The sequence below is a fragment of the Sediminibacterium sp. genome, from assembly GCF_019264485.1.
In the GTDB taxonomy this organism is placed as follows: Bacteria; Bacteroidota; Bacteroidia; order Chitinophagales; family Chitinophagaceae; genus Sediminibacterium.
Genome location: NZ_JAHVAA010000007.1, coordinates 161690 through 186673 on the forward strand (window position 1 = coordinate 161690; position 24984 = coordinate 186673).

A 24984-nucleotide genomic window follows, 5' to 3' on the forward strand; every position below is an offset into this window, starting at 1 on the left:
CTCTCAAAATAGAATAAAAAACTTCATCTCCCCTTCTCCCTTTCTCTTTGTTAATAACACTTAGCATTTTTGAGAGCCTGTTTATGCAGGGCTTTTTTAACAAAGAGAAAGGGAGAAGGGGAGATTTTATTTATAAAGAAGTTATAGTAATACAATACGATAACCGGTACTACACGCAATTGTTTCACCCGCTTGAAGATACCGAAGCCCTATTTTATTATTAAATGCATCAGGAGCGGCAGTAAGATTTTCAATGGCAATGCTCTTGCGATGTGGTGGAGTATAGATTTGCAGGTAAGGATAACTGGCATCTGGTTCAATCCTGATACTTATCTTTTTTCCTTTTAGCAAGCAATATCCTTGCTCATCCGAGGGTAATACAAAACAATTATCGAGTTGAATACCGTCAAGTAAAGCTCCTGCTAAAAAACGATCATCTTTTTCTTCTGCGCCTGTTGGAACCAGCTCATCATCAAATACCAGTTTTCTATTGGTATTAAATGACAGCATAGAACTGTCGATGCCTGTATCTGTTGCAAAATAAGGATGCCAGCCATCTGAAAAAGGAATAGTACCATCGTGCAGGTTGGTAACAGTTGTGGTAACAGTCAGGTAATGATTCTTATGCAAGGTCCAGGTAATTGCAATGGTATAGGGGAAAGGATAACCTTTATCTGTTGCTTTATATTCATGTGTTAATGTTACCCACGCTTTATCTGTATCGGCACCTTGAGCGGTAAGTTCAAAAATGGCATGACACAACAAACCATGAATGGCGTGTCCGCTCAGGTGAAATCCTTCTATTGTGAAATCTCTGTCTTCAAACCGGTATTTACCTGCACGCAGTCTGCATACAAATGGACTTAATTTCGCACTTTTAAAGCCATTGTTCATTTCTGTTTTTGCATCAGCTACATCTTTAAAACCATCAACAATATTAATAGGATCGCCTTCAGTTTGTATGGTGAATGCATTTAATAAGCCACCAAAACAGAATATTTCTGCACTTGTTCCTGTTTGTTCATCACAGAGCGTAATTGTTTTCTGGCTATTGGTTCCTTCTTCCCGTATACTAAATGACATCTAATTGTTTTTGTAAACTTAGGCATCAAAAAACTAACGATTGTTAACCATTCGACCGAAAGCCGTAAATTTGCCATTCAGTGAAAAGAAAGGATATGTCGTACCAACCCCAGCATAAAATACGCATAGTAACAGCTGCCAGTTTATTTGACGGGCATGATGCCGCCATAAATATTATGCGGCGTATTCTGCAGTCGAAAGGAGCCGAAATTATTCACCTGGGTCATAACAGAAGTGTGGCCGAAATAGTAGAGTGTGCCATTGAAGAAGATGCACAGGGTATTGCCATAACCAGTTACCAGGGAGGGCATGTAGAGTTTTTTAAATATATGCGCGACCTGTTGGATCAGAATGGTTGCGGACATATCAAAATCTTTGGCGGTGGTGGTGGAACCATATTACCTGAAGAGATCAGGGAATTACATCACTATGGTATCACCAGAATATACAGTCCGGATGACGGAAGAAAAATGGGACTGGAAGGCATGATTGAAGACGTGATACAACAATGCGATTTTAGCTTGAATGGAAATGGTGTCTATAATCAACCCATGACACTGGGAGAAGTAAAAGACATACGCACCATTGCAAGGCATATTACTAATGCAGAGAATGGACTCGCCGGCAAGGAACAGGGAAACAAGAAACAAGAAAACAAGGAACAAGGGGACAAGAAGCAAGGTTTGGGAGGGATTCCGGTATTGGGTATTACGGGTACGGGTGGAGCGGGAAAAAGTTCGGTTACAGATGAGATTGTAAGAAGGTACCTACAGTTACTGGAAGACAAAACCATTGCTGTTATTTCGGTTGACCCATCTAAAAAGAAAACAGGTGGTGCTTTGTTGGGCGACAGGATACGGATGAACGCTATTTCACATCCGCGTGCTTATATGCGCAGTCTTGCAACCCGTGATGACAACACCGCACTCAGTGCCCATGTACAGGACGCTATTGATATTTGTAAAGAGGCAGGGTTTGATTTTATTATCCTGGAATCGGCAGGTGTAGGACAAAGTGATGCATCGATACTTGATTTTTGTGATGTGAGTTTGTATGTGATGACACCCGAATATGGTGCCGCCTCACAACTCGAAAAAATCAATATGCTCGATTATGCAGATGTAGTATGTATCAATAAATTTGATAAAGCCGGCGCATTGGATGCCCTGCATGATGTTCGGAAACAATACAAAAGAAACCATAATTTATGGACAGCAAAAGATGAAGAATTACCCATTGTAGGTACCATCGCTGCCCAGTTCAATGACGCAGGTGTAAATGCTTTATTTGAAAAAATAATGCATACGGTTGAACAGAAAACAAAAATATCACTCGGTCATTTTGCAGAAGAAACGAATCAGCAGGAAACTACTACCAAATCGCAGATTATTCCTCCCAAACGGGTACGCTACCTGGCTGAAATTGCCGATAATAACCGCTCTTACGATACCTGGGTGAATGAACAAACAACCATTGCCAGTAAATTATACCAGATAAATGGTACTTTATCATCAGTACAGGGAGAGCTGGCAAAAGGGCTGGAAGAAGTGAAACAATCTTTTGAAAAACAGTTTCATCCCGATTGCAAACAACTGATTGAACAATGGCCTGCACTGGTAAAACAATACGAAGCAGATTTCTTTGAATACAAAGTGCGCGATAAAGTTATCAGGCAGCCTCTCACTACAGTATCGCTCAGTAAAACACGTATTCCCAAAGTAGTATTACCCAAATACAAAGACTGGGGCGATATTCTTCGCTGGCAGTTGCAGGAGAATGTACCGGGTTCATTTCCTTATACTGCAGGTGTGTTTGAATTGAAAAGACAGGGCGAAGATCCAACACGAATGTTTGCAGGGGAAGGTGGTCCGGAGCGTACCAATAAGCGTTTTCACTATGTTTCTTTGGGTCAGCCCGCCATCAGGTTATCTACTGCTTTTGATAGCGTAACACTGTATGGGGAAGACCCTGCGGTACGTCCTGATATTTATGGGAAAATCGGAAACAGCGGTGTCAGCATTGCTACTGTTGACGATGCCAAGAAATTATACAGTGGTTTCGATCTCTGCGATCCGAAAACATCGGTAAGTATGACGATCAATGGTCCGGCACCCATCGTACTGGCCTTTTTTATGAATGCAGCCATTGATCAGCTCTGTGAAAAATACATTGATGCAAATGGTTTATGGGGTAAAGTAGAAGAAGTGCTTGCACAGAAATACAAACATGCACCTAAACCGGTTTATTATAATCCGTCTTCTCCCGAAAGATTACCAGAAGGAAATAATGGACTGGGTCTTCGATTACTCGGGTTAACGGGCGATGAAGTATTACCGGCAGATGTATATGCCAATATTAAAACCGAAGCCTTATCGCAGGTGAGAGGAACCGTGCAGGCCGATATTCTGAAAGAAGACCAGGCACAAAACACATGTATCTTCTCTACAGAATTTGCATTGAAACTGATGGGCGATGTGCAGTCTTATTTTATTGATCATAAAGTGCGAAATTTTTACAGTGTAAGCATCAGTGGTTATCATATTGCAGAAGCAGGGGCCAATCCTATTACCCAATTGGCATTTACACTGGCCAATGGATTTACCTATGTGGAGTATTACCTGAGTCGTGGAATGCATATTGACGATTTTGCACCCAATCTCTCTTTCTTTTTTAGTAATGGAATGGATCCGGAATACAGTGTAATAGGTCGTGTAGCAAGACGTATCTGGGCTAAATCGATGAAGCATAAATACAAGGGCAACGATCGTTCACAGAAACTGAAATACCATATTCAGACAAGCGGAAGAAGTTTGCATGCGCAGGAAATTGATTTTAACGATATCAGAACCACATTGCAGGCGCTGTATGCTATTTACGATAACTGTAACAGTCTTCATACCAACGCATACGATGAAGCAATTACCACACCTACCGAGGAGAGTGTGAGAAGGGCCATGGCCATACAACTGATTATTAACCGTGAACTGGGTTCTGCTAATACAGAAAACTTTATCCAGGGAAGTTTTGCTGTTGAAGAACTCACCGATCTGGTAGAAGAGGCCGTTTTGCTTGAATTTGAAAGAATCAGTGAAAGAGGTGGTGTACTGGGTGCCATGGAAAGAATGTACCAGCGTAATAAAATACAGGAAGAAAGCCTGTATTATGAAACCTTAAAACATACCGGCGAACTTCCATTGATCGGGGTAAATACATTCCTCAATAAAAAAGGAAGTCCCACCATATTACCGGGAGAAGTGATCAGGTCTACGACTGAAGAAAAAGAACAGCAGATACAAAACCTGCAGGCATTCTGGAAAAGAAATCAAACAAAATCTGCCGATACACTTGCTGCTTTAAAACAAACGGCCAGACAAAATGGTAACCTGTTTGAAGCTTTGATGGAGGCCGTAAAATACTGTTCACTGGGCCAGATTACGCATGCTTTGTATGAAGTAGGTGGACAATACAGGCGTAATATGTAAGGCTTCAGAAAAGATTTACTAAATTGTATGTTTAATAATGTTGATCAGATGCGTTTTCAATTACAGCTTATTACACTTTCGGTTTTTTTCTGTTTGCCTGCACTGGTAAATGCCCAGCAACCTGCACGAAAATTTGATTCTACCATGAAAATTGGTAAAGCTGGTTACAAAGTGGTTTGTAATAACCGTAATGCAGAAAAAAACACGATTAATATATCGCCAATTGGGTTTGATAACAGTATGCGTGATTTTAGTTTTGAAATCAACGGTCGTGTTCGCCGTGCAGAAGTAGATGATGTTAACCGCGATAATTTCCCTGATCTTGTTTTGTATATTTATAATGGTGATACCCTCAATAAAGGAACGGTTGTGTGTGTGAGCTCTGAAGCTAATACCACAGTATTGCCGATTGTATTTCCTGATATTGTAGATGATCCGAAACTGCGTGAAGGGTATAAAGGGTATGATGAATTTATGTTGATGGAAGGAGTGCTGACCCGCAGGTTTCCATTATTTACTACAGACAGTACAGGATCGAAACCTACTGGGAAAATGCGTCAGGTAATGTACCGTGTAGGCCCGGGTGAGAAGAGTGGGCAAAAATTTATTGTAATGCGCACCTATGATTATGTAAAACAATAAGTGAATCAACGCCCTCCGGCCAGTACAATTTTGGTGGCAATTCTTTCCAATCCCTGGTCATCGCGAACCAGCACGAGGTATACACCGCTGGCTACTTTAGTTCCAAGATAATTTTTCCCGTTCCAGATGGCTTGTCCACCCAAAGCCCTTGTCTGGTAAACAAGTCTTCCATTTAACTCGGTGATTTTTACCAGTGCATTATTTACCAGTCCGCGTATGGCAATGGTTCCGTTATAACCCGGAGGTACGGGGTTGGGAAACACCCGTATATTTTGATTGTCAACACCACCTTCTGTGGCTGTACTTCTGAAACTGCAGATGCCATTAAATGTTGCGATAAACAGTTCTCCGGTAACCGGATCAACACTCATTTTACGAACATCATTACTTAGCAGCGGACTGTTTTCTGCAGTAAAGCGATAAATAATTTTATCGCCACTGGAACTAATAAGCCATAAGCCATTTCGTGTACCTACCCATTTACGGTTGACACCATCAACTGCCATACATTGCACTACTTCATCCCTGAATAAAAGACCTGCCAGCTGATCCTGTTGAATGATGGGTTGAATGGCTTCACATCCACCTGTTCCAAAAACAGTTTCCGGACAACGGATAATACCAATACCTCTGTCTGTTCCTACCCATATAAATCCATTTTTATCTTTCAGCAGTGAATACACATTATTTGAAGGGAGATTACCATTACCCGAACCTTGTCTGTAATATTTCCACCTGTCATCGTTCGTATTGTCAATATTTGACCCCGGGTTATAACAAAATACGCCATTGCCTTTTGGACTCATAATCCATAACTGGTCAAGATCATCAACCACTATCTGGGCTACTGCATTTTCATTGTGTATGAAAGGGATGTTGAATGAGGTCCAGGTACTATCCTGTTTACGCACCTGTAAATTCTGAGGAGCGCCATAGTTACTTATCCATAAACGCTGGCGGCTGTCGAAAGCAAGACCACTCACACGAACGCTACCAGGGTCACCCACAGCGGCACGTAGGCTACTGTTCTGTTGTTTGAACAGTTGTATCGATGATTCCCTGAATCGAACCAGGCCACCCCCATAACTACCTGCCCATAAGCTTTTATCACGGGGGTCTTCAGTGAGTGTGATAAAATCAAAAACAGAATCAAGAACAGGGCTGTTAAAGTAACCCCTGAACGACCACCGATCGTCTTTCAACTGAAACACTCCGTCGCGGTTGTACAGATAATTCCATGCATCATTAACACTTCCGGCAGCCGCATACATGGTTGCTCCGGTGGCCAGAAGTTCGCCGGTGGCTATTCCCGGCGGGCCGTTTGGTATAAAGCGATCAACGCTCGTCCCAAAACGCGATAACCCACCAAACCGGTCTGCTATCCAAATATTGGTATTGTCGATGATGGCCGAACGGGGGAAAGAAATAACACCACTTTGCATGATGGTTCTTTCAACCTGACCGTTGGTATTGAGTATGATAACACGGGATGCTCCTGAATTGGTTCGCTGACAAATAAGTAAACGATTGCCACTTGCCGTTACATTCACAATGGGCCAGGCAGCATCGTGATAAAGCAGTTGCCAGTTGGCACCATTCAGTAGAAGCAATGAATCGTTTTTTTGAACAACAAGGTTATTGTTTACAGACAGGATATGCTGATAAGCACCGTCAGGTAAATTTCCTGAACCACTTGCCGATAACCAGTTCCTGTAATCGGCAAGATTGCCGGCAGAGGCGGGTGCATATTTTAAACCCTGTTCCGTAGCGGCATACCAGCGGTTATTGAAAAAACCGGTTGCATATGTTTTTACCTGCGATCCATTATTACCTATGATCCAGGTATCTTTTATTTCAAGACGGGTAAGATCAACAAGTACTATACCCAATCCGGTTGAGAGGTAGGCTACACCATTCGTACAATAAATATGCAGTATGGATTTGTCTCCGCTGATGGTACTTCTTTTGATATCGCTGATATTCTTAACGATACTGCCTTTCAGCAGATCAAGATTACTATTGTTATAAGCCAGCACTAACTGTCCGTTAACATCATCCCATCCAATGGCGCTGATGCCAATATCATTGAGTCCTGTTACTTTGGAAAAACGCTCCACTTCATCTTTTTCATTGACGGAGAAAAGAGCCTGAGTGGTGGCGCAGTATAAACGATCGCCTTTTGTTACCTGAATGGTTTGCTGATAATTAAGGTGTTCTCTCCATTGTCCGATTGGAGGGGTCTGGGCTTCGATGGTATTGAATACAATCATACAAAGCAGCCATTGAAATACAAGAGAAAGAAAGGAAGACTTCATTTTGCGGCTAACCATTATTAAAGTTAGCAAATCTGGTATGAATGTATGACATGGTTAAACGGGGAGACTAAAAACTATTCTGTCAGGAGAGTCAAGCGAAGGTATCAGGTATTTCTATCACGAACTTCTCACAGAAAAATCAGGTATTTCTACGGGTTTTTTCGATCATAAAGCTTTCTATTTTGGGTGTTAAAATTATCGGCTATGAAAAGCAAAAGCAGAATTGCAATTGACACTTTTAAGAAAATAGACGAACTCATTGCGAGAAAGTGTACAGGAAAACCAACTGAAATGGCTGTTAAGGTTGATTGTTCTACTACCACCCTCTTTACTTATTTAGCGATGATGCGTAAACTGGGAGCACCGATCAGTTATAATAAATACAAGCACACTTATTATTATGAGGAGGAAGGTCGTTTTGTAATAGGCTTTATAGAAAAATAAATCAGTTCAATACAACCATTGGTTGATTGAATATTTCATCTGCAGACAAGATTCCTGAACTGGATTAAAAAATAAGGGGTAGCGATTTTATCAGATGCTTACAATTCCATGTTTAATGGCGAAAATAGCAAGACCAACACGTGTTTTGATATCCAGTTTTTTAAACAGGTTATCGCGGTAAGTATCTACAGTACGGGGGCTGATATGCATTTCTTCTGCAATTTCCTTATAGGTTTTATCACTGCAAATCCATTGAAGGAAAATGGTTTCATTCTCCGTTAAACTGCTCAGGGGAGAGCCATCACCCAGGAAAGAGTCTTCGTTGCTGATATAATGCATCAGTTTATCGCTCACGAGTTCGTTGATAAAGTACCCGGTATCGCGGATATTCTCCAGTGCCTGTTTAAATACTTTTGGTTTGCTGTCTTTGAGCAGATAACCACGGGCACCGTTTTTAAGCATACGTATGATGGCTATATCGTTTTCGAGCATGCTCAGAACGAGAATACGGGTTTCCGGTAAATTGGCTTTAATCCACTCTGCCGTTTCAAAACCATCCATCATGGGCATGTTAATGTCCAGTAATACAATGGCTGGTGGTTTATTGGTCTTTAATGCCTCAATGAACTCTTTACCGTTGCCGGCTTCCATAATTACCTTAAAGCCATCGAATGAATTGATCATCGAGGCCAGCCCGCTGCGTAGTAATTCATGGTCGTCCACTAATGCTACAAAAGTCATATTAATTGGTTGGTATTATTTGGATTTCGCCTGCAATATAATAGCTGTTCCGTTTCCGGGCTCACTTTTTATATCAACAGTGGCATTTATCATTTTAGCCCGGTTAAAAATGTTCTGCAAACCAATGCCCGGACCGGCTGTTTTAAATTTCTCCATGTCAAACCCTATGCCATTATCTGTAATGGTGAGTTTGGCTTCATTCTCATTTCCTTCAATATCAACAGAAATATGGTCAGCTTTGGCATGTTTCATGATATTATTGATGATTTCCTGTACCATCCTGAACATGATCAGGTCTGTATTCTTATCGATGCCTGTGAAATTCTCCACAATCTGAAGGTCTGTTTGGTAACGACCACTTTTCTGGAGATTGCCCAGTAACTGCCTGATCGATTCTACAATACCAATATCCTGAATACGGTTGGTTTGTAAGCTATGGCTCAGGTCCCTGAGATCTTTAATGGCTTTTCCCAGCAGATCATCCGTATGTTCCAGTTTTTCTTGATCGGCAATATCTGAAAAACTACTCATGTTTAGTCTAACCAAACTTAATACCTGCCCAATATTGTCATGAATCTCACGACTGATATGGCTGAATGTTTGTTCCTGTATCTCTAATTGCGATTTAAGGATGGTCTGCTCAAACCTGTTTTTCATTTCATCACGTTCCTGCTGATACTTTCGTTGACGGCGTAAAAAAATAAATACGATAAGCAATAAAAAAAATCCTATAAGCACCAGGAAAGCGGAAGCTATTATAATTGTGGTGAGGACGTCTTCTTGTGTCTGCATAATATAAACGCTAAACTAAAGGAACCGTATAAAATTATGTTCAAACTGTGAACAATGGATTGAAAAATAGGGATTGCTTGTTTTTTTAATGGACCGTTGGTTAAAAATTGAATCATGGCATGTATAATTACTGTTCCTAGGTAAAAAAAAAGGAGACCAGTTGCAACCCAAAAAATAGGCTTTTGTAAAAGGTTTGTATGTAAAGTGTTTGGAAGTATAGCCTCATAGAAAAAGAAACAAACAAATGTAACCATTATGAAAGAGCCTAATATATAGGTATATCTATTGTATTCATAAAACCCCTGACCAAATAACTGATTAACAATGAACGCAATAATGTAAATAAAAAAAAGAATTTTCACCAGCCTTTTTAGATTGGGGAGTTGTAGGTTTTGATAGAATATAAAAGAGTAAAAAAAGAATTCAAACGCAAAAAAGTAATTATATAGAATATCTTTTAGCGCACGGTCTTTCCCGATTGCATATATTTCAACTATACATGTAATCGCTAAAAAGGGGATAAAATATATATAGAATGGGTGCTTTAATAGATTTTTGAATAAAATAATGGATACAAGTAATGCGAAAAGTTCAGCGTAATTACTAATATTCATATAAAGCACATTAGGTATAAAAAATAAGCTATATCAAAAGCATGATATAGCTATTTAAATAAACTCTCTTAAAGTAGTCGGCAGTTGATTATTATACTAACTGACCGACTACTTTAATCATGTATAATGTTATGGTACCAGTTGCCCCCCGTTCAAAAATTCCTCAACTCTAGATAATATATCTGAAATGTCTGAGTTGCGAATATTTCCTCTCGCCTGACTAGATCCTGTAAAGAAAACGGTTAGTCTACCAACTTGAGAAGGATCGTGAGCTGTTTTTTCATTGTAAACACCAAAGTTTACGGTTACACTCTTGCCACCCTTGCGTTTCAAAACAGAAAGAAAATTCTGAAGATCTTTAATGTCAAAAGTTACTGATTGAGTGTACTTAGTATTGCGGCTGTTACTAAACAGTTTTGCATATTCTGCTGCCATTGATGCAGCTGCATCCTTAGAAATCATTCCAGGAATATTTGCAGCATTTACTTCAACAGCAACTATTGATTCTTCTGATTTTGCGCTTGCCTCGTTTGTAACACCATCCTGTTCTTTCTGGCAGGCTACCAGAAGGGTGGTAACAACTGACAGCAGTAAAACTGTGCCTAAGATTTGAAACTTTTTCATCTAATCTGTTTTTAAATAGGTTTGACCAAGGTTTGTTTGAATGGGTATTACAAGTTCTGCGATAGGGATTTATCCAATTACTTAATCCTATCATGTACAAAGTTCTGCTTTTTTTCTCAGGTTAGCACTATTTAATCACTGAATTCTGTTCCGTTTTTTCACTGAATTTTAGCACAGTGTTTTAACCGTATATTTTTAATTAGTCTTTATAATTAAATGATTATCATGATATTTAGTAAGTATAATTAATGTGTTTTCTGATGTTGATAAAATTAACTAACCCTATAAAAATGAGAATAAACAAGGCAGTCAAAACAGAAAACATAGAAATATAGGGAGAAATATAGATTTGCTGACCCGCTAAAACCCTATAAGCCAGGTATTGCAACATGCAAACGATTGCAAGTGATAGTATAATAATAATGATATTGGATGGGAAAAATTGCCGCATCAAAAAACGCGATAATTGTTTGGGAGAAGCGCCCAGTGTCAGCAATAATTTTATCTCTTCTTTACAGGAACTGATGGTTAACTGGATAAAAAGTGTAAAAATTAAAACTGCAAATAACAGCATCAGTAAACCCGTTACTCCCGAAATATTTACCACCATCTCTACTACCTGTCTGTACCTGCTGAATCTTGTTTTATCCTGATCAGTAGCTAAGTTTTTTTCTTTCAGGTAACGTACCAAATCAGGATTGCCGGGATCTTTTGTACGAATAATTATTCTTGACGGCGCTTTATTTCCTGTAGTACCATATTGTTGATTGGCCCAGTCCATAAAAGATTGCGGAACAAGTAAGGATGATACCCTGTCACTAAAACCAACCACCCTTCCACGCATGCTGTGTACCCCGCCATTTTCATCATAGAGGTTTACCTGAAAGAAAATCATTTTCACTACATCCCTTGTCAGCTGCGGTAACCCCTGTGATAAAGAAAACTGAAAATTATAAATGTCTAAAAACATTCCCGGTACAATGATGGGAACGAAATTGCTTGACTCATCCCAGTACCATTCTTTTGTATTTACATCAAGGAAACTGTCGGGTACACTTTCAAACGCGATATCGGTATAAAAAGGAAACTGTGCGCTGCTGCTTTGAATGGATGCTTTAAACCGGCTACTGTGTAAAATGCCCACAGCATCGGTAAAACTTTGCGACCCTATATCCTGAATCTCGGCTTCTGAAAGGGTGGTATTTTTCAGGTTCCGGTCTGTCAGTATTTTATTAACCACAAGAAAATTGGCAATACTGTCGCGATTACCGCTTCCGCTCAATAATTCATTGTAATTGCTTTGTAACTGAACAGCTGAAAGAATCAGTATCATGGCTATTGACAAACCAACAATGGCCATAGCAAAACGGATACGACCGGCACCGGTTTTAATGAGTTTTCGCAGCAGTATATTCAATCCTTTCATAAGAATCTTTATAAGATAAATTTCCTTGAATACGCAAAATGATCATCGTCGTGCAGATCGGTAATGATGATGCCGGCATTTCTTTCTTTACAGGCTTCGGCAATAAGTGCAGCTGCTTTGCCGGCATTTGTTTTATCTAAATGACTAAAGGGTTCATCCATGATAAGCCATTCAAATGGCTGAACCAGTGCACGTATAATAGCCACACGTTGCTGCTCACCATAACTGCAGCGTACAGCCGGCTGATGCATGATATGCTCAACACCCAGTGCCTGCGCCATTTCTGTGATCCGCTCTTTTTCGCAATACACAGTTTGTAAAACCCTGTTCAGTTCTATATTTTCAAATGCAGTAAGATTAGGAAACAATCGGAGATCCTGGAAAACAACACTGATTTTCTGCTGACGATAAACAGCCAGCTCTTCAGCTGCTAAACTGTTGATATCGCGTTCACCCCATTTAATGATACCCGTATAATCGGTTCTCATTTTATACAGCGAATGGATAAAAGTGGTTTTCCCTGTTCCACTTGGCGCTTTAATCTTGATCCATTCGGGGGCGGTAAATACAATATCACTGTTCCAGATACCCGATACCTGTTGCAGTAATTTTTCTTTTAATGGAACCGGTACTACTTCATGAAGCGAGATGGTCATAGCCTGAATTAATTTTTCAAACCAAAGAAAAAGTCCTGCCATGGCAGGACTTTTTTGCTATAATAATTTCAATTAATTGGTTCGGATGATGGCAGGTATTCCGCCAGGGAACATTTTCTCCTCGAGTTCTTTTTGTTTTTTTGATGCTACTCGCATGTCTACAGCAATATCTGTAAGCAGACTGGTAAGTGTAACAAGGCTGTTTTGTTTTTCATTCTGCATACGTATTTCAAAAACACCTTTCACGCTTTTGCCGTCGAAATTATCAGATGAACCAATAATATCTTTAAAAGTTTCTTTGGCAGTTTTCATCGACCTGTTATAGTCGCTTGTGCTGCTACTACTCATAAAGCCTCCGATGGTATTGGCAATGTCGAAATAAAAGACGGTTGATTTTCCTTTAAAGCGATTGAGTACATCGGTATTAATAACTGCCTGACTTTTGTTTGACATATACTGTGCATAGGTTAATGAGTCGCTGGCAATGACCAGGTTTTTCTCATCGGCCAGCATATATATACCCAGCATACTCATGAGCTCACCGCTTTTATAAGTAGCTCCTTCTTTACGGATATAACCCAGTTCGGCAACTTTATCCATCATTTTGGTGAAGCTGGCTTTATCGCCAACAGGGGCATTGAAAATCATTTTACCCAATGGTTTTTTCTTCGTCATATCCTCCTCATCCGTTTTTTGGTGAGGTTCAAGCTGACTAAAACCAAGGTCTGATACAACTACTGCGATTTCGCCTTTTAAAGATTTATAAAGATCCTGTAAAGTAAATCCTGCTTTTTCTAACCTGCCATTGATCAGTCCTTCCATTTCAAGTTGTTTCAGGAAACCGCCGAATATTTCAGGATTAAAAGAAGCCAGCATAAAGCCATTGATTTTGTCAGACGGATATCTTTCAATCATAGAGAGGTTTACAGTAGGGCCTGCATATTCTTTTAGTATGTTACTTACAACAGGGTTGGTGTAGGTAGCAGATTTAGCCACAATCTTGCCTGCTTCAAAACTCAGTGTAGCTGTAGAGTAATTATCTTTCATTAACTCTTCCACTTTCGGAAGCGATAATGGCAACATACTTAATGCACCCAGTGAACTGTTCGATGAACTGAATACATAACCGTCTGCCTTGTCTTTAAACATATTGGTAAATGCTGAAACACCTGCCATAGATGCATCTTTCTCGAGACTGTAATAGGAACCCACTTCTTTTTTCAGGTCTGCTTCTACATTTTTCTTTTCAGGAATTTTAAATTCCATATTTACTGTATCATAAGGAACATCACTTGCCATCTGAATATGTTTATAAATCGTAACGATTACATTTTTATCTGTCCAGGAAAGTGCTGTATTATCATCTGTAAGGAAATAGGAATGGTTTTTTTCTTTGGTGATGGTTTTTGAAGCAAATTCTTTTTGTGCTTTCAGCCAGCTTTCAAACTTGGCTGCATCCGACAATCCGCCCATTACATTCATGATGGTAGTATTGCCATCTTTTTGATCGCCTTTTTGTGAAAAGGAAAAGAAGAGTTGCTTTTTCCAGTCGATGCCTGCATTATTTCTGAAGTCGTCTAATTTTTTTCTGTCTTCGGTATCTGAAGAATCATTCTTGAAAATGCGGCTGAAGAGGGTATCAACACTGATTCCTCCTGAAGTTAATTTATCCTGCATGGCACCCGGATCGAGTACAATGACAGCACTGGCAGTTTTTGGAATTAAGGCAGCTTCCTTGGGTCCTTTGTTGGAACAGGAAGTGAAAATGACCATCAATAAGGTCACGGGCAGAATGTAACGCAGAGCAGACTTCATATGCTTATATTATATTATAGCATACGAAGTTATAGTCTGTTGGCGAAATATACCAGAAATCTGGTTTTACTTCATTATAGCTCCATAAATGGCTTCCTGTATGTTTGGACGCACATTCAACCGCCCCAGTTTATTGTCGTTTCGGGTAGGATTAACCCTGCTGGAGAGGAAAATATAGACCAGTTGCTTCTCCGGATCCACCCAAACACAGGTGCCGGTAAAACCGGTATGACCAAAAGTAGCGGCAGATACACTTAATGAAGGATATGGCTCTTTACGCGTGGCATTGTCTTTTTCGGGTTTGTCGAAACCAAGTCCGCGCCGGCTGATATCGCTGCTGTAAGCGGTAAACAGATCAATGGTTGATTTAGTAAGCAGGCGTACACCGTTTAATTCACCACCATTGAGTAATAACTGGTATAATTTAGCAAGGTCATAAGCACTGCTGAATAAACCGGCATGACCTGCAATACCGCCAAACATGGCAGCACCTTCATCATGCACATCGCCATGCATCTGCTGTCTGCGGAAATGGGCTTCTATTTCAGTAGGTACCAATGTACTCAGTGGCATTATTTCACGTGGCTTAAAACCAGTTGTGGTCATGCCAAGGGGTTCATAAAATGTTTTACGTACATAACTGTCTAAAGACATACCGCTGACAGCTTCTACAATTTTGCCGAGGAAAATAAAATCATTATCGCTGTACACATATTTTCCCTGCGCCGTTAACCTGCTTTTCAGGATACGTGCATACATGGTATCATGCCAGTCGTTACGGAGGTATAAGTTTTCCGCCACACGGTGTGAAAACTGTGCTGTAGGAACCTGTACAAAATATTGTGGAGAAGGCTGTCCGGTTGCGGTATCAATTACTTCACGGTAAAAAGGAATAAATGGATTTAATCCTGCCTGGTGCAATAAAATATCTTTCAGCTTCAGTGAAGCTTTATCGCTGCCATTTACCCAGGATAAATAATCGCCCAGTGTTTTATTAAGGTCTACTTTTCCTTCTTCGTAAAGCTTCATGACTGCAACAGTAGTAGCAGAAATTTTGGTAACTGATGCAAGGTCAAATACCATATCGTTGGTCATGGGTACTTTACGATCGGTATTTACATGACCAAAAGACCGCTGGTACACCAGTTTGCCGTTTTTTGCAACCAGCACTACCATTCCGGGTGTAGCGCCGCTGTCGATAGCAGCTTTGGCAATGGTTTCAATCTTATGCAATGAATCGCTGTTGAGACCAACAGATTCTGGTGTGGCAAGTGGCAGCATATTGTTGTACACGATGCCATCTCCAAAACGAAATGCTTCACAAACAGTAACAGGTAATTTTCCTTTGGCATTTATTTTTCCAAATAACAGATCGGCTGCTGCATCCTGCGTAATGGCATCGTCTTCATAACAAACCACGAGATTACCGGCATTACAGATGTACTGAACCGCATAAGGGTTGCCGAATGCAAATGTGATGCTGTTGTTTTTCTGCAATTTGTTCAGCAGGTCGAGGCTGTTTTTGCTTAGTCCAAACTGGTTTGCCGGTCTACGGCTATAGTTGTGAAAGCCTACTACCACTGCTTCGTATTGGTCTAACTGCTGTAAAATTTTTGCTGCTTTTTCTTCATTGTCTTTGTTTTCAAAGAAAAAAACATCTGCATTCAATTGTTGCTGTATACGGGTGGCAAACTGGTTGCTTTTATCAATTCCCAAACCCACATACGCCACTTTTTTTGCAAGAAGGGGTAAGAGTTTGTCATTGGTTTTGCGTAACACGGTGAGCGCATTGGCAGCAAGCGCTTTTTTAATCTCCTCTGTTTTTGCATTGAGGTCTGCAGCAATATTTTCTGTTGAGATGACCTGTTTTTTATTCAGTCCGAGGTGGTATTTAGCGAGTAATACTTTCTTAACACGGGCATTGAGATCGTCCCAGCTAAGCTTGCCTTCTTTGATGGCCTGTTTTACTTTGGCAATGCTGCCGGGAATATCGCCGGGTAAGCAAAGCATATCATTGCCTGCAATAAGCGACATCACAGAAGCATCTCCTTTGGGAAAAAATTTGGCAACACCCTGCATTTCCAATGCATCGGTAAAAGAAATACCCTGATACCCCAGTTCATTACGCAAAAGATCGGTTACATTTTTAACAGACAATGAAGTGGGCAGGTTAGCCGTGGTATCGATAGATGGAATAGCCAGGTGAGCAATCATCATACTTCCCACACCCGCTTTAATTAATTCGCGGAAAGGGTATAATTCAAGCTGATCAAGTTCTGCACGCGATTTATTGATCACCGGAAGATCGTAATGTGAATCAACACTTACATCGCCATGACCCGGGAAATGTTTGGCACAGGCCATCACGCCCTTATCCTGCATACCTTTCATATACTGCACACCAAACAGTGCTACTTTGTATTTATCTTCTCCAAAACTTCTGTCGTTGATGACAGGGTTCATTGGGTTATTGTTGATGTCGATATCCGGAGCATAGTTTACATGGATACCAATTCTCTTACACTGCTCCCCCACAGCCAGTCCAAACTGGTATATAAGCCTTGCATCAGGAACAGCGCCCATCATCAGCTGACGGGGAAAATTAATGACACTGTCTAAGCGCATACCCAGTCCCCATTCGCCATCAATGGCAATCATTAATGGTGTTTTGGCAATGCGCTGATAAAAATTGGTGAGTGTAGCCTGACGAACCGGTCCGCCCTGAAAAAAACAAAGACCGCCCACATTGTATTTTTTAATGAGATCGGTTACTTCTTTTACATGATCTGGTCCCAGGTTACTATGTGCCCTGATAATCATTAACTGGGCAATACGTTGGTCTTTCGACAATTTGCGGAATTGTTTTCTTACCCATTTATCGGCAGCAGGAGTATGTTCATAAAACTGCTGGGCTGATAAGCCACTCAGGAAAAGGGAAAATAAGACAGAAAGAATGCTTCTTTTCATTTGTGTATTTCTGTTGATTTTGGTCACATGGAATTCGCCGATAAACATTTCTTTTAATAACAAACTTTGTTACGGCTCATTTCATATAGCCCGGTTCAGCCCACAAGGTAAGGATTCTGTTTAATCTTGCGGTTTTTTGCGGTTTTTGAAATCTAAAGGGAGGATTATGACAGGCCTAATGAGCGGAATAAAAAAACCGCACTTTGCAGGTGCGGTTTTTAAGATGTTGATTGAATAATCAGGCTTCAGTTTCTTCTTCGTTTTCTTCTTCAGTTATTTTCAGCTCTACATTATTGGCTTTTAGTATACCAAACCACTTTACCATTTTTTTCATGTCGCTGGCATACACACGGGTGAAATCCATATCGGGATAAACTTTCTCGAAATAGGATTTAACTGCTTTCGGATCATTCTCGGCAGGCAATGCTGCTTTGTTTGCGGCCATAGCCTGAAACAGTTCCACGAGGTTGATATTCTCACGAACGGTGTATACTTCTATGCTTTCGAGGTGTGAGAAATTATGCACACGACTGCTCACAAACTTGGTTGTTTTATCGTCGAGAGAACGAACAATGGCACCATCTGTTTTGCTGCCAACCATTTCATACAAACCGCTGAGACCAGTGATGGATATCAGTTTACTATATTCCATATACAATATTATTAGGGCTGCAAAGTAAGGGAAAAAGGGTTAGACTAAATCAAGGAAATTAGATTGGCTTGCAGGTTCCTGCATTTTCATTTCTGTATATATGACCCTTCAGTTTTTACCGGTTATCAAAATAGTTCCTCAGCGGTAGGATTCGTCGACAGGAGGTTATAATTTGTGACAGACGATGCGTTATTGAATTGCATGCTTTTGTCTTTAGTGAAACTGCTGCTATGAAACAAGTTCTTCTGATTCTCTGTTTATTCCCCTTTTTCACATTCGCACAAAATGCTCAACGCCCCCGCTGTGCCGATCAGCCCGTGTACCGGCAATTTGATTTCTGGGTAGGTGAATGGGATGTATTTGCCACCAACGGACAACAGGCAGGTACCAGCAAAGTGGAAAGATTACTCGATAGTTGTGTACTGCTCGAAAACTGGCAGTCGGCAGGAGGCTCCAGCGGAAAAAGTTTTAATGCCTATAATGGCGCCAAAGCCAAATGGCAACAATATTGGGTTGATAATAGTGGTGGTGTTACCGAATACCTGAACGGGCGTTTTGAAAATGGATCGATGATTATGCAGACGGAAAAGATTCCGTTACCCAACCAAAGTTTCAGGATTATGCGAATGACTTTTACACCCTTATCAAAAGATAAGGTTCGTCAGCACGGAGAAAGTTCAACAGATGGTGGACAAAGCTGGAAAACAGATTTTGACCTCGAATATCGTCGTAAACAATAAACTTTTACGCAGAAGTGCTGCGTAACCTATATTATGGAACGTATAGATTTTTTAAAAACTTTTTCTGTAGGCGCCGCTGCGCTTTACGTGCCTTCAACAGTAATGGGTCAGATGGACAGACCACCTCAGCTCGACAAGCAACTGATCATGGATTTTGTGGGTGCCGGTCATAATAACCTGGAGAAAGTAAAACAGTTGTATGCAGAACAACCCACTTTGGTATATGCTGCGCATGACCTGGGCGGTGGCGATTTTGAAACAGCACTCGAAGGTGCCGGACATGTAGGTAATAAAGAAATAGCCAACTTTTTAATTGATAAAGGAGCGCGTACCAACCTATTTGTTTTAACGATGTTGGGTAAAACAAATATTGTTAAACCTTATCTCGAAGCATTTCCTTCTTATGTATTTGCAAGAGGTCCGCACGGACTTACTTTATTACACCATGCAATGCGTGGTGGAGAAGATGCAAAAGAACTGCTGGAGTATTTGAAAAGTAAAGGGCTGAAAGAAACAAAAACCAAACTATAACCTAAACAACCATTAACCATGCAACATGCCATTAGCTGGTTCGAAATTCCGGTTACGGATATTGATCGCGCCCAACGTTTTTATGAAGCGATTTTTCAATTCAGTATGATTCCGCTTGATTTTCCGAATATTAAAATGCGGATGTTTCCTGTAGACAGTCCGGATTCAATAGCAGGGGCTTTATGCGACAGTGGTGGTTTTCATCAGCCTTCGGAAACACATGGGCCATTGGTGTACCTGAATGGCAATCCGGATGTACAGATTGTGTTGGACAGGGTTGAAGCCGCAGGCGGAAAAATACTGGTTCCTAAAATGGAAATATCACCTGAGTATGGTTGTATGGCAGTTTTTTTAGACAGCGAAGGAAACCGGGTGGCATTGCACAACGTACCTCAGTAAAATTTTAATTAAACAATACCAACACTATGAAAAAAATGATTGCTATTTGTAGCGTACTTTTTTTGCTGATTCAGCATTCAAATGCACAGTTTAACAACGACTCTTTAAAAGCACAGTTAATTAAAGACTGGGAAAGAGCAAAAGTTTATACTGCTGAATACCTGGCTGCCATGCCTGCAGATAAATACACGGTTAAGCCGGTTGAGGGTATCCGTAGTTTTTCTGAACAGATGCTTCATCTGGCACAGGGAACCATTGGGTTGAGTGCCAATGGAACGGGTAAAACAAGAATTTATCCCGGCTACAATATGGAGCGTTCTGCAACGGCACAAACAAAAGATTCGGTAAGTTATTATGTAAATGCGGCGTATGATTTTGCCATTGCGGGTATTAAAGAAATGGATGTTTCCAAACTGAGTGAGCTGATAAAACGTGGTAATTTTAATGAATCAAGATTAAGTTGGATTTTGAAGGCTCACGAACACCAGACACACCATCGCGGGCAGTGTACCATTTACATTCGTTTTCAGGGAGTAACACCTCCGGCCGAGAAACTATTTTAGTCCCTGCGGAATCCTCTGTGTCCTCCTGTTCTCTGCGGTGAATATTCGAGTAAGTTCACCGCAGAGAACAGGAGGAAATGGAGATCATCGCAGAGCCGTTTATTTTAACATAAATTGAATAAAGGTTGTATTATATTTATCATATGAAGAAGCTGAAAACTATATCAACACCAGGTCTAATAATACTTATTTTACTTGTTGGCTTGTTGATCTGTTTTTTCTTATTGCCTAAAGTGGATAAGTTTGAATTTATCGGGGCAATTCTATTGACTGTATTTTCTTATGAAGGCCTATGCCTGTTATTACCGGATGACCCGTTTAAGCGTTTCAGAAAAAAAGAACGAAACCCTTTGCTGGAAGAATAAATAATAAATAGCTGCAATTTTCTAAGCCACAGATTCACATCCGCCCCAGGCGGATGTGAATCTGTGGCTTATGTATTAAGGGTTAATCTGGAAACAATGTCTTGTCAATATTTGGAATTACGCGCAGCGCATTTTTGTAATACACTTTCTTCAATACTTCATCACTCAAACCCATGCCATACATTTTCCAGAATGCATGGTATTTTTTGTGGTAAGGAAAATATTCATCAGTAGTTTCCAACACCCTGAAATAAGTAGGATATTCATCGGGTACCCAACTGTCTTTTCCAAACATGATCCTGTCCTGGTATTTATCGAAGAAAGCTTTTGCCATTCTTGGCTGACGACCGAGTTCTGCAATGACGGCACCAAATTCAACATACATATTGGGCATGGCATCCAGGAGGCTTGAGAGTTTACCAAGATCATTCGGATACCATCCAAAATGGGCGGCAATAAAATTTGTTTTGGGATGTCGCTTAATGATATTGTGTTGTTGCTGAATCAGATCAGACCAGGGAGCCGGATCTGTATTGCTGCGTTTTCTGTCGGGACGTGTTGCCAGTTCCAACCAGCGTTCATTTTTATCATCCAGTGGTTGCCAGAATGGTTCTGGATCGGCACTGTGAATGAGCACGGGTATTTTTAGTTCACCACATTTGGCCCAGATGGGGTCCAGTCTTGGATCATCAATGCGTAATAATTTACCAGTATTGTCTTTAAAAGAGAAGCCCAGGTTTTTATACACTTTCAAACCATTGGCACCGGCTTTTACATCAGTTTCCAGTTCTTTTACTGCTTTTTCGGCCCAGCCCGCTTCTCCCACACCAATAAAAGAAACATTGGTAAAATGAATGATGCGGTTCGGGGTCGATTTTTTTGCATTGGCGATGGCATCTGCAAGGTATTGTGGGTCCTGTAAACCAAATTGTCCGTTTACCGATTTAAATCCTCTGCCACTCAGGTTTACCATTACCCGCATATTCAGGTCGTCCATTTGTTTGAGTAATGCTTTTACATCCTGCGTAGGCATACTAAACTGATGGTTGTGAACATCAATAAATGGAAATTTGGCTTTGGTGGTTTTATGTTCCGGAACAACAAGGTTGCTCTTGGGTTCATATTTTTCAAAATCCATACTGGCATTTTGTGCCAGTGCAGCATAAGAGAAAAGAGATAAAAGAATCGTAAAAAAATGCTTCATGTGTATTGGGTTTGAACAGGAAAACTATTGAGTGCAGCGGAAACGGAATCGCCGTCCTTATATCTTAACGTTTTTTTCTAAAATCACTTGTCCTGGCTCAGCTCTTTCAACACATTGTTCAGTCTGGCTTTCAGGGTTTCGTAATCGGTAAATCCGCGTGCGAGTAAATGAAATTTCGATTCATTAACCTGTAAGAGTACACAGGGATAACCGCTCACCTGCAATTGTTTCACCAGAGAAAACTCATAATAGGCCTGTTCTTTGTATTCTTCACTTTTCAGTTTATTATAAAAAGTTTCGGGGTGGATGCTGTATTTCTCCAACAGGTGCCGATAGGCTTCATCATCTGTAAGGTCGCGTCCCTCAAAATGTAAAGCGTATTGAAGATCGGAAGCGAATGCTACCTGTTTATCGGGATAAAATTCTTTAAAAATACACAGGGCAATGGCAGGTTTTTCTGAATGCGGAAACCAGTCGCTCAGATCAGGGTTATTGATATGCCATAAATAGTCGGGGCCAAATCTAATACCTGTATATTCTTCCACTGTTTTATACGCTTTCTGGATATAACCGGCGGTAGCAGCAATGGATACAGGTTCTTCGGGCAAAATCATTCCACCGGATAATACTTCAACAGGCAATTGAGGAAAAGCCTCCTGAACCTGTTTCATCACCGGACTAAACCCATAGCACCAGCCGCAATAGGCATCGTAACAATAGAAAAGTGTTGGAGTCATGTGGCAAAGGTAAGCAGGAGATTTTAGGATGTCTGATGGCAGATCTCAGATTTGGGAAAAATAAGGGGTTGGGGTGAAAATAAATCTGCGATCTGCCATCTAACATCTGACATTCCGATTTCCTTTCTATTTTTGCAGTCTAAATCAATATTATGCCTGGGTTTGAATTATTTGGTGCCGAAGAAAGAAAAGAAGTGAATGATGTGCTGGAAACAGGCATCCTGATGCGTTATGGTTTTGACGGGGCCCGAAAAGGAATATGGAAGGCGCAGGAACTGGAGAAAGCTATTACAGAAGTATTTGGTTGTAAGTATGCTCAGCTTACTTCAAGTGGTACCGCCGCTTTAACTACGGCAATGGCAGCTCTGCATATTGGTGCGGGAGATGAAGTCATCATGCCTTCTTTCACTTTTGTGGCCAGTTTCGAAGCGGTACTGAGTGTGGGTGCCATACCGGTGCTGGTTGATATTGATGAAACATTAACCCTTGATCCGGCGGCGGTGAGAGCAGCCATCACACCAAAGACCAAATGTGTGATGCCTGTACATATGTGTGGTAGTATGGCCGATCTGGATGCACTCAAACAAATTTGTAAAGAGCATAACCTCATATTACTCGAAGATGCCTGTCAGAGTATTGGCGGAACTTATAAGGGCAAGGCATTGGGAACCATTGGTGATGCAGGAACATTTTCTTTCGATTTTGTAAAAACCATTACCTGTGGTGAAGGTGGTGTGGTAATGACGAATAATGAAGATGTGTACATCAAATCAGATGCTTATACCGATCATGGTCATGATCATAAAGGCGTTGACCGTGGTGCAGACCTGCACCCTTATCTGGGATACAATTTCCGGATCAGTGAGTTACATGCGGCTGTTGGTCTGGCCCAGATCCGTAAGCTTGATACATTTCTTTCTGTACAGAGAAAAAATAATAAAGCACTGCGTGTTTACCTCGAAGCCATACCAGAAATAAGTTTCAGAAAAGTGCCGGATGAAGCAGGCGACAGCTGTAGCTTTTTAAGCTGGTTCCTGCCAACAGAAGCCCTTACAAAAGCAGTAGTAGGCGAATTGAAAGAGCAGGGAATACTGGCAGGTAATTTTTACTGGTATGCCAATAACTGGCATTATATCAGCAAATGGGATCACCTGAAAACTGCAGCCAGCCTCAATAAACTAAGCGCACAGCAGGAGCAGGTTTTACTGCAACTCCAGACAACTCAATTTCCAGCCAGTGATGCCATTATGGGCAGGTGTATTTCTACTGCCATCAGTTTATTGTGGACAGACGAACAGATTAAAGAGAAAGGAGAGAAGATGGCAGCAGCGATTCGTAAAGTATTATCAAGCCATAGCATTTATGCCTGAGCCTAAATCATACACTGCTTATTATAAACCAGTACCACTTGGTTTCTGGTTCTACTTTTGGTTGGTGTTGCTGATAATCTTAATTGTTTATAACGTAATGAGATTATTATGGCCCTCCTCTGATATTAATAACTGGAGAAACTGGCTGACTCCGGTTGCTCATCTTTTTATTTTTTACAGTACCGGTGAACGGATTTATAAGCAGTATAAAAACAGTAAGCTTAAAAATTGTTTTGTTACCGTAGATGAATCAGGCATCAAATGGAACCTGAATCAGGGGAATTACAATGTAAAAGAGCGTGAAATGATTGTATGGGACGACATAAAAAAAATAGTGATTGAAAAGGATAAATTTACGGTGAAGTACATGTCTACCTATTTTTCTGACAGTATCCCTTTAGTTAAAATGAAGGAAGAAGACCGGAAATTATTGCTGGAAGCTTTAGTAGATCAAATTCAACATAGATCTATTTCTTCTGAGAATCGTATGGCAGCGGCTTGAAAGAAACAGGCTTAAAACTACGCTGTTTCCCTTCTAACATATTTACATGATCAAGACTGCCCAAACGGAACCGAAAGGGGACTTTGGTGATTTTCTCCAGTTGTAATTCCTTTTTGCAAAAAAAAGACAGGTTCTTGCTATAGTAATCATCTGGCAGCAAGCGAAAACCCGCAGCACGTATACTGTCTGTTATCGGAGGTTTTGGCAATAAAGCATTGTTCAATAATTGTGCTTTTACAGTTATTGAGGTAATTAGGAATAAATTCACAAACAAACAAATCCGTTTCACAAACATCTTGCATTGATTGTATGTAAATTTA

22 protein-coding genes are annotated in these 24984 nt (G+C 40.6%); 10 read left to right on the forward strand and 12 right to left on the reverse strand.

Annotated elements, in window-relative coordinates; genetic code table 11:
- Window positions 1–141: 141 nt before the first annotated feature.
- A complete protein-coding gene (locus KXJ59_RS05095) occupies window positions 142–1083 on the reverse strand; it encodes an aldose 1-epimerase (protein ID WP_295201862.1) in 942 nt (313 codons plus the stop codon).
- Window positions 1084–1178: 95 nt separating this feature from the next.
- Here KXJ59_RS05095 and KXJ59_RS05100 point away from each other — a divergent pair, with 95 nt between their 5' ends.
- Complete coding sequence (locus KXJ59_RS05100) at window positions 1179–4565, forward strand: methylmalonyl-CoA mutase family protein (RefSeq protein ID WP_295201864.1); 3387 nt, start codon at window positions 1179–1181, stop codon at window positions 4563–4565.
- A gap of 27 nt (window positions 4566–4592) precedes the next feature.
- The gene (locus KXJ59_RS05105) at window positions 4593–5207 is read left to right on the forward strand and encodes a hypothetical protein (protein WP_295201866.1); all 615 of its coding nucleotides are present in this window, start codon (window positions 4593–4595) and stop codon (window positions 5205–5207) included.
- Between the two features lie 5 nt (window positions 5208–5212).
- On the opposite strand, the gene KXJ59_RS05110 is transcribed toward KXJ59_RS05105, so the two are convergent.
- Entirely contained in the window at window positions 5213–7537 is a 2325-nt protein-coding gene (locus KXJ59_RS05110) for a two-component regulator propeller domain-containing protein (protein ID WP_295201868.1), read from the reverse strand.
- 189 nt (window positions 7538–7726) lie between these two features.
- Here KXJ59_RS05110 and KXJ59_RS05115 point away from each other — a divergent pair, with 189 nt between their 5' ends.
- Window positions 7727–7966: a hypothetical protein gene (locus KXJ59_RS05115; protein WP_295201869.1), complete on the forward strand. Its 240-nt coding sequence runs from the start codon at window positions 7727–7729 to the stop codon at window positions 7964–7966.
- Window positions 7967–8056: 90 nt separating this feature from the next.
- On the opposite strand, the gene KXJ59_RS05120 is transcribed toward KXJ59_RS05115, so the two are convergent.
- From KXJ59_RS05120 to KXJ59_RS05155, 8 genes are all read right to left on the reverse strand, one after another.
- Window positions 8057–8707, reverse strand: coding sequence for a response regulator transcription factor (locus KXJ59_RS05120; RefSeq protein WP_295201871.1), 651 nt, complete (start codon window positions 8705–8707; stop codon window positions 8057–8059).
- Window positions 8708–8722: 15 nt separating this feature from the next.
- Entirely contained in the window at window positions 8723–9499 is a 777-nt protein-coding gene (locus KXJ59_RS05125) for a sensor histidine kinase (RefSeq protein ID WP_295201873.1), read from the reverse strand.
- Window positions 9500–10242: 743 nt separating this feature from the next.
- The gene (locus tag KXJ59_RS05130; RefSeq protein ID WP_295201874.1) at window positions 10243–10737 is read right to left on the reverse strand and encodes a hypothetical protein; all 495 of its coding nucleotides are present in this window, start codon (window positions 10735–10737) and stop codon (window positions 10243–10245) included.
- A 232-nt stretch (window positions 10738–10969) separates the two neighbouring features.
- Window positions 10970–12163 carry an FtsX-like permease family protein gene (locus KXJ59_RS05135; protein ID WP_295201876.1) on the reverse strand — a complete coding sequence of 398 codons (1194 nt, stop codon included), beginning with the start codon at window positions 12161–12163 and terminating at the stop codon, window positions 10970–10972.
- A gap of 8 nt (window positions 12164–12171) precedes the next feature.
- Window positions 12172–12819, reverse strand: coding sequence for an ATP-binding cassette domain-containing protein (locus KXJ59_RS05140; RefSeq protein WP_295201879.1), 648 nt, complete (start codon window positions 12817–12819; stop codon window positions 12172–12174).
- A gap of 72 nt (window positions 12820–12891) precedes the next feature.
- Window positions 12892–14634, reverse strand: a complete 1743-nt coding sequence (locus KXJ59_RS05145; RefSeq protein WP_295201881.1) for a DUF4836 family protein — start codon at window positions 14632–14634, stop codon at window positions 12892–12894.
- Window positions 14635–14700: 66 nt separating this feature from the next.
- On the reverse strand, window positions 14701–17601 hold the full coding sequence (locus tag KXJ59_RS05150; protein ID WP_295201883.1) for a glycoside hydrolase family 3 N-terminal domain-containing protein: 2901 nt from the start codon (window positions 17599–17601) through the stop codon (window positions 14701–14703).
- 238 nt (window positions 17602–17839) lie between these two features.
- Window positions 17840–18253, reverse strand: a complete 414-nt coding sequence (locus tag KXJ59_RS05155; RefSeq protein ID WP_295201884.1) for a DUF5606 domain-containing protein — start codon at window positions 18251–18253, stop codon at window positions 17840–17842.
- A 230-nt stretch (window positions 18254–18483) separates the two neighbouring features.
- Here KXJ59_RS05155 and KXJ59_RS05160 point away from each other — a divergent pair, with 230 nt between their 5' ends.
- The 5 genes from KXJ59_RS05160 to KXJ59_RS05180 all read left to right on the forward strand — a co-directional run bounded on the left by KXJ59_RS05160 (window position 18484) and on the right by KXJ59_RS05180 (window position 20851).
- Entirely contained in the window at window positions 18484–18993 is a 510-nt protein-coding gene (locus KXJ59_RS05160; RefSeq protein WP_295201886.1) for a hypothetical protein, read from the forward strand.
- Window positions 18994–19026: 33 nt separating this feature from the next.
- The gene (locus KXJ59_RS05165; RefSeq protein WP_295201888.1) at window positions 19027–19524 is read left to right on the forward strand and encodes a hypothetical protein; all 498 of its coding nucleotides are present in this window, start codon (window positions 19027–19029) and stop codon (window positions 19522–19524) included.
- 18 nt (window positions 19525–19542) lie between these two features.
- Window positions 19543–19923 (forward strand): VOC family protein, encoded by a 381-nt coding sequence (locus KXJ59_RS05170; RefSeq protein ID WP_295201890.1) that lies wholly within the window; start codon window positions 19543–19545, stop codon window positions 19921–19923.
- 26 nt (window positions 19924–19949) lie between these two features.
- The gene (locus KXJ59_RS05175) at window positions 19950–20486 is read left to right on the forward strand and encodes a DinB family protein (protein WP_295201893.1); all 537 of its coding nucleotides are present in this window, start codon (window positions 19950–19952) and stop codon (window positions 20484–20486) included.
- Between the two features lie 143 nt (window positions 20487–20629).
- Window positions 20630–20851 (forward strand): hypothetical protein, encoded by a 222-nt coding sequence (locus KXJ59_RS05180; protein WP_295201895.1) that lies wholly within the window; start codon window positions 20630–20632, stop codon window positions 20849–20851.
- A gap of 82 nt (window positions 20852–20933) precedes the next feature.
- Here the strand turns inward: KXJ59_RS05180 and KXJ59_RS05185 are convergent, their stop codons facing one another.
- Both KXJ59_RS05185 and KXJ59_RS05190 read right to left on the reverse strand, forming a co-directional pair.
- On the reverse strand, window positions 20934–22055 hold the full coding sequence (locus KXJ59_RS05185) for an amidohydrolase family protein (RefSeq protein WP_295201896.1): 1122 nt from the start codon (window positions 22053–22055) through the stop codon (window positions 20934–20936).
- An 83-nt stretch (window positions 22056–22138) separates the two neighbouring features.
- The gene (locus KXJ59_RS05190) at window positions 22139–22792 is read right to left on the reverse strand and encodes a DsbA family protein (RefSeq protein ID WP_295201898.1); all 654 of its coding nucleotides are present in this window, start codon (window positions 22790–22792) and stop codon (window positions 22139–22141) included.
- A gap of 152 nt (window positions 22793–22944) precedes the next feature.
- Between KXJ59_RS05190 and KXJ59_RS05195 the strand changes: the two genes are divergently transcribed.
- Window positions 22945–24162 carry a DegT/DnrJ/EryC1/StrS family aminotransferase gene (locus KXJ59_RS05195; protein WP_295201899.1) on the forward strand — a complete coding sequence of 406 codons (1218 nt, stop codon included), beginning with the start codon at window positions 22945–22947 and terminating at the stop codon, window positions 24160–24162.
- Between the two features lie 97 nt (window positions 24163–24259).
- Window positions 24260–24664 carry a hypothetical protein gene (locus tag KXJ59_RS05200; RefSeq protein ID WP_295201900.1) on the forward strand — a complete coding sequence of 135 codons (405 nt, stop codon included), beginning with the start codon at window positions 24260–24262 and terminating at the stop codon, window positions 24662–24664.
- Window positions 24665–24984 lie beyond the last annotated feature (320 nt).

Excerpts from the sequence above, each read along its gene's own strand:
- KXJ59_RS05095 (WP_295201862.1), bottom strand. The coding sequence starts at position 1,083 with ATGTCATTTAGTATACGGGAAGAAGGAACCAATAGCCAGAAAACAATT.
- KXJ59_RS05100 (WP_295201864.1), top strand. The coding sequence starts at position 1,179 with ATGTCGTACCAACCCCAGCATAAAATACGCATAGTAACAGCTGCCAGT.
- KXJ59_RS05105 (WP_295201866.1), top strand. The coding sequence starts at position 4,593 with ATGTTTAATAATGTTGATCAGATGCGTTTTCAATTACAGCTTATTACA.
- KXJ59_RS05110 (WP_295201868.1), bottom strand. The coding sequence starts at position 7,537 with ATGGTTAGCCGCAAAATGAAGTCTTCCTTTCTTTCTCTTGTATTTCAA.
- KXJ59_RS05115 (WP_295201869.1), top strand. The coding sequence starts at position 7,727 with ATGAAAAGCAAAAGCAGAATTGCAATTGACACTTTTAAGAAAATAGAC.
- KXJ59_RS05120 (WP_295201871.1), bottom strand. The coding sequence starts at position 8,707 with ATGACTTTTGTAGCATTAGTGGACGACCATGAATTACTACGCAGCGGG.
- KXJ59_RS05125 (WP_295201873.1), bottom strand. The coding sequence starts at position 9,499 with ATGCAGACACAAGAAGACGTCCTCACCACAATTATAATAGCTTCCGCT.
- KXJ59_RS05130 (WP_295201874.1), bottom strand. The coding sequence starts at position 10,737 with ATGAAAAAGTTTCAAATCTTAGGCACAGTTTTACTGCTGTCAGTTGTT.
- KXJ59_RS05135 (WP_295201876.1), bottom strand. The coding sequence starts at position 12,163 with ATGAAAGGATTGAATATACTGCTGCGAAAACTCATTAAAACCGGTGCC.
- KXJ59_RS05140 (WP_295201879.1), bottom strand. The coding sequence starts at position 12,819 with ATGACCATCTCGCTTCATGAAGTAGTACCGGTTCCATTAAAAGAAAAA.
- KXJ59_RS05145 (WP_295201881.1), bottom strand. The coding sequence starts at position 14,634 with ATGAAGTCTGCTCTGCGTTACATTCTGCCCGTGACCTTATTGATGGTC.
- KXJ59_RS05150 (WP_295201883.1), bottom strand. The coding sequence starts at position 17,601 with ATGAAAAGAAGCATTCTTTCTGTCTTATTTTCCCTTTTCCTGAGTGGC.
- KXJ59_RS05155 (WP_295201884.1), bottom strand. The coding sequence starts at position 18,253 with ATGGAATATAGTAAACTGATATCCATCACTGGTCTCAGCGGTTTGTAT.
- KXJ59_RS05160 (WP_295201886.1), top strand. The coding sequence starts at position 18,484 with ATGAAACAAGTTCTTCTGATTCTCTGTTTATTCCCCTTTTTCACATTC.
- KXJ59_RS05165 (WP_295201888.1), top strand. The coding sequence starts at position 19,027 with ATGGAACGTATAGATTTTTTAAAAACTTTTTCTGTAGGCGCCGCTGCG.
- KXJ59_RS05170 (WP_295201890.1), top strand. The coding sequence starts at position 19,543 with ATGCAACATGCCATTAGCTGGTTCGAAATTCCGGTTACGGATATTGAT.
- KXJ59_RS05175 (WP_295201893.1), top strand. The coding sequence starts at position 19,950 with ATGAAAAAAATGATTGCTATTTGTAGCGTACTTTTTTTGCTGATTCAG.
- KXJ59_RS05180 (WP_295201895.1), top strand. The coding sequence starts at position 20,630 with ATGAAGAAGCTGAAAACTATATCAACACCAGGTCTAATAATACTTATT.
- KXJ59_RS05185 (WP_295201896.1), bottom strand. The coding sequence starts at position 22,055 with ATGAAGCATTTTTTTACGATTCTTTTATCTCTTTTCTCTTATGCTGCA.
- KXJ59_RS05190 (WP_295201898.1), bottom strand. The coding sequence starts at position 22,792 with ATGACTCCAACACTTTTCTATTGTTACGATGCCTATTGCGGCTGGTGC.
- KXJ59_RS05195 (WP_295201899.1), top strand. The coding sequence starts at position 22,945 with ATGCCTGGGTTTGAATTATTTGGTGCCGAAGAAAGAAAAGAAGTGAAT.
- KXJ59_RS05200 (WP_295201900.1), top strand. The coding sequence starts at position 24,260 with ATGAGATTATTATGGCCCTCCTCTGATATTAATAACTGGAGAAACTGG.